Source organism: Providencia sp. UF-183 (genome assembly GCF_058246155.1).
This window is the reverse complement of sequence record NZ_JBSICD010000003.1, coordinates 74,718-86,506: the sequence shown is the minus strand read 5'-3', so window position 1 is coordinate 86,506 and position 11,789 is coordinate 74,718. Positions and strand designations below refer to the sequence as shown.

The window sequence follows — 11,789 nt, the reverse complement described above, 5'->3', positions numbered from 1 at the left end:
AGTCTACTCCTGAGATTTATGTGATGAATGATTTGATAGCTCGGATTGCAAGGGAAGCGCTTCCATTCGGGCTAATGCGCCCGCAATATTGGCTTCTGAATCGATAAGAAAAATGCCTTGCGTCACAATCTTTTCGCCAACTTGTAACCCTTGTGAAATAGCCGTTGTTTGCTGGGATTCAGTGATAACACGCACTTTTTTAGGGATAAACTCCCCATGTTCCCCCACGACAATAACGTGTTGTTCTTTCCCTGAATCCACAATGGCTTGAGAAGGAACTAATAAACTTTCTGGCCCCTTCGCCTGCAAGTTTAAATAGGCAGTCATACCCGGCTTTAATACATTGGCGTTATCTTCAATTTCAGCGCGAATATTAATGGTGCGACTTGCTTGATCTGCACTTGGTAATATCAACCAATTTTTCACTGTAAATTGCTGAGTTGGGTAAGCGGGGATAGACACCGAAAACTGAGCTTGTTTGGTTAATAACTCCGCTACTGATTGGGAAACAGATGCATTCACCCACAAAGGATTGGTTCCTTGTATTTGAGCAATAGCCATTTCTTTGGAAATATTCATACCTAAACGCAGATTTAATGCAGTAATAACACCCGATATCGGTGCTTGGATGGTAAAACGTGTTTGCACTTTCCCTGTTTTAATAAATTGGGAGAGAGCCCCTTCAGGCATGCCATTTAATCGTAAACGCTCAGTCACGCTATTAAGATCGGTTTGGCTTGCCCCCATTTGTTTTAACGCTAAATATTCACTTTGCGCCTCAACCCATGCGGGGATCGTCAAATCTGCAATTGGAACACCTTTTTGGATCCGCTCACCCACTGTAAATGGATACACTTTTTCAACAAAACCACTTTCTCTGGCTTGCACAATCGCAAATTGGTGATCATTAAACGTAATTTCGGCAGGAAATGTTAAGTCATAGCTTAATTGTCCCCATTTTACCTCAACCGTTTTTAACCCTAAATTTTGAGTTTGAGTTGGGTTAATAGTGATCCCTTTACTATCTGCTGATCCTTGGTTTTCATCGGCATATTTAGGCACAAGATCCATGTCCATAAATGGTGACTTACCCGGTTGATCAAACTTGGTATTTGGATACATCGGGTCATACCAATACAACACCGTGCGTTCTTGTTTTTCCATTGGTTGGTGACTATTTTCTTCAATAAAAAAATAGCGATAAAACAAGATTGAGATAACGCTCGATATAATAATAACCAACAGCAATTTAGTGAGGTTAACTAATGACATAACATCTCTCTATCTAATTAGTTTATTTTTTCGACGGATTTTAATATTGAAAGATTGCCTTTTTGCTCAAAGGAAAATTTTAATTCGTCATTGTCCTGTAAGCCTTTAATCATATTTTCATCTTCATAGGTGAAGCGCATCGTCATTGGCGGCCACCCAATACTTTCAATCTCTTTGTGGTTAATCGTTAATTTCTTATTTTCTTTATCAATAGAAATTAATTTCCCTTCCGTATTGATAACAGGCTCTGCAACTTTTTCAGGATAAACAGAATGATTATGATCCGCCGCATTTGCGTAACCTGCCGCAGTGAACATGCCCATTGAAAGGGCAAAAACGATGCCATTTAACTTTTTCATACTTGTCCTCATGATTTAATAAACCCACCACCAAGTGCAGAGAATAAAGTCACCTCATTCTTCTGCTGTTCGATTTTTAACTTCAGTAAATTTTGCTGCTCAGTAAATAAGCTTCTTTGTGCTTCAAGCACATCTAAATAGCTGGAGCCACCATAGCGGTAACTGGCTTGTTTTTGTGTTAAGACACTCTGCAATGTATTGACGTACAGTACCTGTGCACTTAATTGCTTTTCCAAGCTCGACTTAATAACCAACGCATCTTTCACTTCACGAAAAGCCACTTGAATACTTTTTTCATAGTTCACAATCGCTTTGTTTTTACGGATATTTGCAAGCTCAAGGTTTCGACTATTTGTTCCTCCAGTAAAAATAGGTAGGGTGATTTTGGGAATAAAATTCCAAACACCATTTGAGGAATCAAATAAGCCTGACAATGAATCGTTGCTGTTAGCGACACCTGTATTGAAGGAAATAGAGGGGAAAAATGCAGCCCTTGCCACACCAATACTGGCATTCTCGGAAATGATATTTTGCTCTGCTGCCATAATATCTGGGCGACTTAATAAAATGTCAGAAGACAAGGTCGAAGGTGCGGTGATCAACGGGTAATTTAGTTCAAAACCACCTTCTGGCATTTTGACTTTTTGAATATAGTCATTCGTTAAAAAATTCACTAAATTTTCATTTCTGGCAATTTCGCTGTGAATGTTTTCGATATTGATTTCAATTGACTGAACTTGCCCTTTCGCTTGTTCTAAATCAGCCAATGTCGCTTTTCCTGCTGCCACTTTTTGTGCCACGATCGATTGGCTATTGAGGTAACTCGTTTTCGTCTCTTGTGCAATCAATAATAGTTGCTGGTTATATGCGACATCTAAATACGCTTCTGCAACCGTTTTAATCGTTAAAATTTGAGTTGCTCTGTGCATCTCTTCTGAGGCAATAAATTTTGCTTTATCCCCTTCAGTTAAATTTTTTATTCGCCCAAAAAAGTCCAATTCATAGCTAATATCTACGCCTGCATTATATTTTTTATCAAATGCTGCACCTTGCTGTAACCCTCGGCTATAGTCGCTCCCCATTGAAGCGTTAATCTGTGGGTATTTTTCTGCGCTAGCTAGCCCAAAACGAACTCGGGCCTCTTCGACATCCAAGGCAGCTAAATACAGATCACTATTTTTCTCAAGCGCACGTTGAATAACCGCTTTCAGTTGCGAGTCTTGAATAAACACTTGCCAGCTTGGCAGTAAAAATGTCGGTTGCTCAGTTGAGGTCGATACACCGCTGTTTAATTGGTTTGGTACATTTAAATTTGGGCGTTGGTATTCAGGTGCTAATGAAACACAGCCACTTAAAATTAGGGCATTTGCTATCAATAATATTTTGGGAAAATACATGGTATAGCCATGCCTCTGATGATTAAAATTGGCGTTATAGTAAAAAAAGCTGCCTGTTAGATTCATGACATGAAAATGACAAATTTGTCATTTTACATTTGAGGATTTCAATGCTTAGAATGAAGTAGTGCAAATATTGTCGTTGAGGTGACTGTGAAATTACTTATTGTGGAAGATGAACATAAGACCAGAGAATATTTATCTAAAGGGTTAACCGAATCTGGCTTTGTGGTTGATGCAATAGAAAATGGGATCACAGGCCTGCATATGGCGACAACTGAAGAGTATGATTTAATTATTCTTGATGTGATGTTACCCGATATTAATGGTTGGGAAATTGCTAAAAACTTGCGAGCAATGGGAAGGAATACCCCAATATTAATGTTAACTGCACTGGGTAATGTTGAGCATCGAGTAAAGGGGTTAGAATTGGGAGCCGATGATTATTTAATCAAACCTTTCGATTTTTCTGAATTACTGGCGCGCGTTCGCACCTTACTGCGCCGTGGTAATAATAGTATCCAAAAAACCCAATTCCATATCGCAGATCTTCATGTTGATTTAATAAAACGACGCGTTACTCGTGCTAACGATAAAATTAATTTAACCAGTAAAGAATTTGCACTACTTGAATTTTTTGTTTTGCACCAAGGAGAGGTTTTATCGCGTTCTTTAATTGCCTCCAAGGTGTGGGATATGAATTTTGATAGTGATACTAACGTCATTGATGTCGCAATTAAACGTTTGAGATCGAAAATAGATCTTAATTATGAGCCTAAATTGATCCACACTATTAGAGGAATGGGGTATTTATTAGAGATCCCAGAAAATGATTAAATTATTTCATCCGCCAGTCTCTATTTTAACTCGGCTCGTCGTTTTGATCGGTGCAACGCTCTCACTGGCTTTATTATTATTTAGTTGGATCATGATCAACTCCGTTGTGCTGCATTTTAAGCAACAGGATGAATACACGTTAAGCCAAATAAATCTAACCATCAGCAGCTTATTAAGCGAAAATTCCGATCCGCAAAATGAACAGTTTTTGCGTATAAAAACTATTCTAAATGAGCACCAAGATATTGCTGTTTACCTTTCAGATAATCAGGGTAATACGTTAGTTTCCCCCAATACGAATAAAGATATTATTGAAGCATTAAAAAACTACAATGCTGAAAAAAATAACCACGAACAATACCTTGAAAATTACCGCATCGCAGAAAAATATATTCAAGTTGGCATACCTAGTGATGCCAAACAATACCGATTAGTCACCGCACTTTCCCTTAACTTTCATCACGATTATTTAAGCTCGCTAATCAATAGCCTAATCATTAGCGCTGTTTTGCTATGTTTATTAACAATATTTATTGTCTATTTTCTGGTCATTAAAGGGCTTAAACCCCTTAAAGAAGTGAGTGATGAAATTAAAAATGTTACTTCAGAAAATTTAAGTGTTCGATTAGACCCCACATCCGTACCAAAAGAATTAAAACAACTCACTGAGTCATTTAACCAAATGATAGTCAAAATTGAGGATGTTTTTGTTAGGCAAACTAATTTTTCAGCCGATATTGCTCACGAGATGCGAACGCCGATTACAAACCTAATGACCGAAACTCAAATTTCGCTAAATAAGAGCCGTACAAAAGAAGAACTTGTCGAAGTTCTTTATTCAAACCTAGAAGAGTATAACCGGCTTTCACGAATGATTTCAGATATGTTATTTCTTGCTCAAGCCGATGATAATCGACTCATTCCTGAGAAAAAACAAGTGGATGTACAGTCAGAAATTGTGCTTATTTTCGATTATTTTGAGTTCTTAGCTGAAGATAATGAAATTAAACTTAAAATGGTTGGCGAAGCTGACATCATTTTAGCGGACAAAGACATGCTAAGAAGAGCACTAACAAACTTAATTTCTAATGCTATCCGCTATACACCTAAAGGTGACACAGTAAGTATAAACCTAGCAAATGTCCAAAATGGCATCGAAATTATTGTCAGTAACCCGGGAAACAAAATCCCAGAAGAACACTTGCCAAAGTTATTTGACCGATTTTATCGCGTTGATAAATCACGCCAACGAAAAAATGAAGGAAGCGGTATCGGCCTCGCCATTGTGAAGTCCATTATATTGACCCATAAAGGAAGCATTAACGTGAAATCTGATGAATATTCAACACGATTTACCATTTTCTTACCCAAGAATTAAATATTCAATATGTAAGATGGCAATCTTGTCATTTTACTGTCAGCTTTTAGACAGTATGTATTCATTATTATGACCTTATTGAAATTCATTTAATTAAATAAGGATAGATAATGAAAAAGGTTATTATTGCACTAAGTCTTATTGCTGCTACCACCCATCTTGCCAATGCAAATTCAGATATGGATATTCATAAAAATGCCGCCACTGCATTAACATTTACTGAAAATAATAGTTCTGCGGCTAACCAATATGCCATCCAACAACATTTAAGCCAAGCAGGTATTAATATTGAGAAAAACATTAATAGTGGCACTACCTTTTCTCAATTAGATAGCCATGAAAAAGCCGCTATCGCCTTAAGCTTCACTCAAAATAATACCGCCCCTACTGTGTTAAGCAGTATTCGGTCACACCTTGAAAAATCAACAAACTTCAAACAAAACCAAATGAACCCCGCCACTTTATTTGCGGATATGAATGAACATGAGAAAGCAATTGTTATGCTCAAATTAAATAAAAACAGTTCGTCTGCATACATTCAAAATGAAATAGATAACCACTCGAAATTTATTAATTAAATTTTATCAAAGCCATATTATCCAAAATAAAATAATATGGCTAAAATCAATTGCACCCATGAAGAAAGCTATTATTATTTTATATTTCATCACCAACATATTTAATGAAAAGATTAAATCTCCTACCTATTGAATATTACAAATAATAAATTAGACTTTTTTATGCACTTTATTTAATTCACTTTAAACAAGGGATTTATATGCATAAAACATCTATTTTAATTATATCTTTATTATTTCCTATCTCATCTTTTGCAACAGCATCTTTTCTCTGGTTATTAGAAACACCGCCTTTAACCACATCCGAACTCTGGCAAAATCACGGTGGGAATGGTGGTAATGGTGGTAATGGAGGCCATGGAGGAAGTGGAGGAAGTGGTGGAAGTGGCGGCAATGGCGGTAATGGCGGCAATGGAGGAAATGGTGGTAATGGCCACTAATTAATAATACCAATCAATATTTCCCCCTTACCTAAAGGGGGGAAATGGAGGCGCTTATGAATAACCAATCAACTTTATCATTCTGCTCTCTACTCTTAATGAGTATCTCTATTACCAGCCATGCCACTAACTCCTTTAATTTATTGATTAGTTGCTTATCTCAAGAAGCCACCACCATCATGACTAATCCTCCTTCACAATTTAATTGCGGGCTAATACATGAGAAAAAAAATACGTTTCAATTGATTGATCACGAAAACACCTCAACTAGTGGACAAAATGGCGCCAACGGCAGTAATGGCAATAATGGAGGAGTGGGCGGCGACGGCCAAAACGGTGGAAATGGGGGAAATGGGGGAAGCCATACTACTCAGAGCCACGGCAACCACGGTGGAAATGCAGCCCCTGGAACTAATGGAAATGGAGGAAATGGCGGTAGTGGGGGCATCTATGGAGGTGATGGAGGTAATGGAGGAAACGGTGACGGCAGAGGGAATGGCGGAAATGGAGGAAATGGTTCAGTTAACGGTCACGGCGGTAGTGGGGGCAATGGAGGATTAAATGGCGGAAATGGCGGCAATGGAGGTGATGGCTCAGGAAGTGGTGATGGCGGAAAAGGGGGTGATGCAGGGCCAAACGGTGGAAAAGGAGGTAAAGGTGGGCGTGGTGGTTCTGATGGTGGGCGCGATGGAGATGATGGATGGAGCTCAATTTAGCTAATAATATCATTATGATAATAATTAATTAGGCATCCGTTAAACAAAAACGGAAGCCTAAGCTTCCGTTTTGACATCACAACCCACTTATTGCTTTGGTGCTAATTTCATTAGAAATTCACGTAATTTTGCAAAATCAGAAGGTAAGAAATGAGATAACAGTGGCGAGTCTGCGCGCTCAGCTAATTCTTTTGGTAAAGGGATCTGCTTATTTAAGATCTCCTCAACGCTTTCTTTGAATTTAGCGGGGTGTGCAGTGCCGAGGAACAAGCCATATTCACCAGATTGGAGTTGATCACGCAACACACGATACGCAACCGCCGCATGAGGCTCTGATAAATACCCTTTTTTATCCAATTCACGAACGGTGTCTTTTGTCACTTCATCGTCAACTGCACCAAACCCAAGCTCTTTCATCGACCAACCTTTACGACGGAAAAGTTCTTCAATGCGCGGCCAGTTATTTGGCTGGCTCACATCCATCGCGTTAGACAACGTTGCAATCGTTTGATGTGGTTTCCACTCACCTTCGACTAAATAACGCGGAACCGTATCATTCACGTTGGTTGCCGCAATAAAGCGTTTAACAGGTAAGCCCATGGATTTTGCTAATAAACCAGCCGTTAAATCACCAAAGTTACCACTTGGAACAGAGATCACTAAATGATCACGTTTTTCAGCAGGGATCTGCGCAACCGCTTCAAAGTAATAGCAGATCTGCGCTAATAAACGGCTAATATTGATCGAGTTAGCTGAATTTAAGAATAACGCTTTTTTCAACTCCTCATCATCAAACGATTGTTTAACTAATGCCTGACAGGCATCAAAATCATCCTTGATAGCCACCGTGTGGATATTTTCACCGAGTGTACAGAACAGTTTCTCTTGCAGTGGGCTAATTTTGCCTTCTGGGTAGAGGATCACTACTTGAACGTTATTTAAACGATAGAAAGCATGTGCCACTGCCGCACCAGTATCACCAGACGTTGCTGTTAGAATTGTAACAGGTTGCTCACCCGCCACTTGCCCCAGAGCTTGCGCCATAAAGCGCCCACCGAAGTCTTTAAATGCCAATGTTGGGCCGTGATATAATTCGAGAGTTGCGACGTCATCTTCCACTTTAGAAACTGGCGCAGGGAAAGCAAATGCCGCTTTCACGCGCGCGGCAAGCTCAGCTTCTGGAATTTCATCACCAATAAACGCGCTCAGAATTTTACTACTACGCGTCACGAAATCTAATTTTAATAATTCGTCGATTTCTGCTGCGCTAAATTCTGGCAAATCTTGTGGGAAAAACAGGCCTTGCTGCTTACCTAAACCTTGTTTGACAGCTTGTGCAAAGCTAACTTGCTCGTTATTATCTTTTAAATTATACAGTTTCATTGTTTACCCTATTGTCCTTGCCCCGGCGAGATCCAAACGGCAGATATGCACAAAGCCTTCATCATTCTGAATATAATGTTGTTGCAAATACGCGGCCATTTTTTCTGCAATAAGTTTATCATCACAAATGGCAAATAATGTTGGCCCTGAACCGGAGATCCCACACGCTAACGCACCGATTTCTTTAGCGTTTTGTCGAGCCTCCGCAAAGCCAGGCAGTAATTGTGTACGGTATGGTTCTGCAACCACGTCTTGGATCATCGTCGCTGCCAACAGTGGCTGATTAGTATGACAAGCGTGGATAAAACCCGAGAGATAGCGCCCATGATTGACGATATCATGACGCGGATAGCTGTTTGGTAAGATAGCACGCGCTTCAGCCGTCGAGACTTTAATTCCCGGATATGCCATCACCCAATACCAATTGTCGAATGCAGGCACTGGCTGGGAAATAATACCATTTTGCTCGATAATCAGCTGCAATCCACCGAGGAAACACGGTGCGACGTTATCGTAATGCACGCTACCCGAAATACGCCCTTCCAATTCCCCCATCATGCCAAGCAGCTGCGTGTCATCAAACGGTTTTTCTGCAAATTCATTCAGCGCCATCAGGGCTGCAACAACAGAACATGCACTAGAGCCTAAGCCTGAGCCAATTGGCATGTTTTTCTCAAGCGTCATTGCTACATTCAGCTGTTTCCCCAAACGCTCGCAAAACAGCTGCCAACATTGGTAAACGATATTGTGTTCGTTTTTCTTTGGTAGCTTAGAAACAAATTTACCTTTGTTGGTTAACGAAAATGTCTCTGCCGCCTCGACAGTCACACAATCGCCTAATAGTGAGCCATCAGCAGGTGAAACTGCCGCGCCAAGGACATCAAACCCGACGCTAACATTACCGATTGAAGCGGGTGCATAAACTTTAATCACTTATTAAACTCCCAATTTCCATGACAGAGTACGTAACATATCTGCAAATACACCAGCTGCGGTAACATCATTACCTGCACCATAACCTCTTAATACTAAAGGAATTGGTTGGTAATAGCGCGTATAGAAAGCCAATGCGTTTTCGCCATTTTTGACTTTAAAGAGCGGGTCATTGCCATCGACAGCAACAATCTTAACTTGGCAGCGCCCTTCTTCTATCAAACCAACATAGCGTAACACTTTTTGTTCTGCTTCTGCGGCTTTTATCCGCGCAGCAAATTGGGCATCAAGTTGTGGTAAACGCGCCATAAACTCTGGAACTGGGCCTGAACTATCAAAGTCAGCAGGGAGAACCGCTTCAATTTCAATATCTTGCAACTCTAAATTGTATCCTGCTTCACGGGCTAAAATTAATAGCTTACGCGCAACATCCATCCCTGATAAATCATCACGAGGGTCTGGCTCAGTAAAGCCTTTTTCTTTCGCCAATGTGGTGGCTTCAGACAATGACATGCCTTCATCTAACTTACCGAAAATAAAGGATAATGAGCCAGATAAGATGCCGCTAAAATGTACCAACTCATCACCTGCATTGAGTAAGTTTTGCAGGTTTTCGATGACTGGCAGACCAGCTCCCACGTTAGTATCATATAAAAACTTACGCTTTGATGTTTCACTTGCAGCACGTAATTGATGGTAATAATCCATGGATAACGTGTTTGCTTTCTTATTCGGCGTGACGACGTTAAAGCCATCTTTTAAGAAATTCACATATTGTTCAGCAATTTCTTGGTTAGATGTGCAATCGATGATCACTGGGTTTAAGAAGTGATATTCACGCTCTAAGCGGATCAGGCGGCTCAAACTGAATGGCTCTTTCGCTTGTGCTAGTTCCGCCTTCCAATTATCAAGGTCAATGCCTTGCATATTGGTCAACATCGCGCGCGAGTTAGCAATACCGCACACACGCAGGTCGATGTGCTTTTGCTTTAACCATTGTTGCTGGCGATGAATTTGCTCAATTAATGCATTACCTACACCGCCTACACCAACAATAAAGGCTTCAATCACTTGCTCTGCATTGAACAGCATTTGGTGGCAGAGACGAACGGCGGTTGTCGCTGACTCATTAGCAATTACCGCAGAAATAGAGCGCTCAGACGAGCCTTGGGCAATTGCAACAATATTGATGTTACCGCGAGTCAATGCGGAGAAGAAACGCGCAGAAATACCTTTTAACGTGCGCATACCATCACCAACTACGGAGATAATCGCCAGTTGTTCCATCACATCCAGCGGGTCTAACACGCCATCTTTAAGCTCTAAATAGAACTCTTCTTCGAGGGCTGCACGAGCACGCAACAACTCCCCTTGTGGCACACAAAAACTGATACTGTATTCAGACGATGACTGGGTAATCAACACAACTGAGATACCTTTGCGGGACATCACGGAGAAAATGCGTGCCGCCATTCCAACCATCCCTTTCATACCCGGCCCAGAGACGTTGATCATCGCCATGTTATTCAGGTTAGTAATGCCTTTTACTGGCGTGCTGTCATCGGTCTGACCATCACCAATCAAAGTACCTGGAGCGCTTAAGTTAGTGGTGTTTTTAATCAGGCAAGGAATTTGGAACTGGGCAATGGGGGCAATGGTGCGAGGGTGAAGAACTTTGGCGCCGAAATAAGAAAGCTCCATGGCTTCTTGATACGACATCCCTTTCAATAAACGGGCGTCTGGTACAAGGCGTGGGTCACAAGTATAGACACCATCCACGTCAGTCCAAATTTCACAACAATCTGCGCGCAAGCATGCGGCTAATACAGCGGCTGAGTAATCGGAACCATTACGGCCTAAAACGACTAACTCTCCTTTTTCATTTCCTGCGGTAAACCCAGCCATTAATACAAAGTGGTCTTTAGGGATATTTAGGTCAGCAATACGCTTTGTTGATTCATTGATATCAACTGTAGACTCGAGGTAGTGCCCCTTTGCTAACAAACTTTCGACAGGATTGATTACCGTGACGTTATGACCCCGTGCTTTTAAAACGGATTCCATAATGGCAATTGACAGTTTTTCACCACGACAAATGATAGATGCGTTAATGCTATCAGGGCATTGCCCTAGAAGAGTAATACCATGCAGTACTTGTTTGATTTGCGCGAATTCTTGCTCAGTGAGTTTTTTCAGTCGGTCATACTCAAAACCGGGCTGTTTTTCCTTCAATCCTTTTAGCAGGTTAGCAAAAATCATTTCGGCATCATTCACATGCGTGATGACATCCTGACCTGCAACCGTTTTATCAATCATTGCAACGAGATGGTTAGTGATTTTTGCTGGCGCTGACAGCACCAGAGCCACTTGCCCATCTGCTAATTTACTTTCAGCGATGTCAGCAACATTCAGTACTCGTTCATCATTCGCAACCGAAGTACCGCCAAATTTAAGCACACGCATGGTATTTCTCTCCTGAATTAACACCAAAAAAAA

Annotated in this window: 11 protein-coding genes and 1 other annotated feature (1 of these 12 only partly in view); of the genes, 5 read left to right on the top strand and 6 right to left on the bottom strand. The window is 40.7% G+C overall.

The annotated features are described in order from the left end of the window. Positions 1–3: 3 nt before the first annotated feature. From AC4IFT_RS03360 to AC4IFT_RS03350, 3 genes are read right to left on the bottom strand one after another with little or no spacing between them, the layout of a single operon-like run. Positions 4–1,272 carry an efflux RND transporter periplasmic adaptor subunit gene (locus AC4IFT_RS03360; protein ID WP_490750628.1) on the bottom strand — a complete coding sequence of 423 codons (1,269 nt, stop codon included), beginning with the start codon at positions 1,270–1,272 and terminating at the stop codon, positions 4–6. A 17-nt stretch (positions 1,273–1,289) separates the two neighbouring features. Further along, positions 1,290–1,631, bottom strand: coding sequence for a copper-binding protein (locus AC4IFT_RS03355; protein ID WP_490731636.1), 342 nt, complete (start codon positions 1,629–1,631; stop codon positions 1,290–1,292). A gap of 8 nt (positions 1,632–1,639) precedes the next feature. Then, positions 1,640–3,028, bottom strand: a complete 1,389-nt coding sequence (locus AC4IFT_RS03350; RefSeq protein ID WP_490750627.1) for an efflux transporter outer membrane subunit — start codon at positions 3,026–3,028, stop codon at positions 1,640–1,642. Positions 3,029–3,181: 153 nt separating this feature from the next. On the opposite strand from AC4IFT_RS03350, the gene AC4IFT_RS03345 reads away from it, so the two are divergent. The 5 genes from AC4IFT_RS03345 to AC4IFT_RS03325 all read left to right on the top strand — a co-directional run bounded on the left by AC4IFT_RS03345 (position 3,182) and on the right by AC4IFT_RS03325 (position 6,977). After that, entirely contained in the window at positions 3,182–3,865 is a 684-nt protein-coding gene (locus tag AC4IFT_RS03345) for a heavy metal response regulator transcription factor (RefSeq protein ID WP_490731632.1), read from the top strand. Further along, a complete protein-coding gene (locus AC4IFT_RS03340) occupies positions 3,858–5,243 on the top strand; it encodes a Cu(+)/Ag(+) sensor histidine kinase (protein ID WP_490750626.1) in 1,386 nt (461 codons plus the stop codon). The genes AC4IFT_RS03345 and AC4IFT_RS03340 overlap by 8 nt, the downstream gene beginning before the upstream one ends. Before the next feature lie 110 nt (positions 5,244–5,353). Continuing rightward, positions 5,354–5,821, top strand: a complete 468-nt coding sequence (locus AC4IFT_RS03335; RefSeq protein WP_490750625.1) for a hypothetical protein — start codon at positions 5,354–5,356, stop codon at positions 5,819–5,821. A 200-nt stretch (positions 5,822–6,021) separates the two neighbouring features. After that, positions 6,022–6,261, top strand: coding sequence for a hypothetical protein (locus AC4IFT_RS03330; RefSeq protein WP_490750624.1), 240 nt, complete (start codon positions 6,022–6,024; stop codon positions 6,259–6,261). A gap of 56 nt (positions 6,262–6,317) precedes the next feature. Beyond that, a complete protein-coding gene (locus tag AC4IFT_RS03325) occupies positions 6,318–6,977 on the top strand; it encodes a hypothetical protein (protein ID WP_490731624.1) in 660 nt (219 codons plus the stop codon). A gap of 87 nt (positions 6,978–7,064) precedes the next feature. On the opposite strand, the gene thrC is transcribed toward AC4IFT_RS03325, so the two are convergent. The 3 genes from thrC to thrA are packed head-to-tail and all read right to left on the bottom strand — an operon-like array spanning position 7,065 to position 11,756. Then, positions 7,065–8,360, bottom strand: coding sequence for a threonine synthase (gene thrC / locus AC4IFT_RS03320; RefSeq protein WP_490731622.1), 1,296 nt, complete (start codon positions 8,358–8,360; stop codon positions 7,065–7,067). Between the two features lie 3 nt (positions 8,361–8,363). Further along, complete coding sequence (gene thrB, locus AC4IFT_RS03315) at positions 8,364–9,293, bottom strand: homoserine kinase (RefSeq protein WP_490750623.1); 930 nt, start codon at positions 9,291–9,293, stop codon at positions 8,364–8,366. 3 nt (positions 9,294–9,296) lie between these two features. After that, a complete protein-coding gene (thrA, locus tag AC4IFT_RS03310; protein ID WP_490731618.1) occupies positions 9,297–11,756 on the bottom strand; it encodes a bifunctional aspartate kinase/homoserine dehydrogenase I in 2,460 nt (819 codons plus the stop codon). 24 nt (positions 11,757–11,780) lie between these two features. Continuing rightward, positions 11,781–11,789, bottom strand: a sequence feature (Thr leader region); it runs 114 nt beyond the window's last position.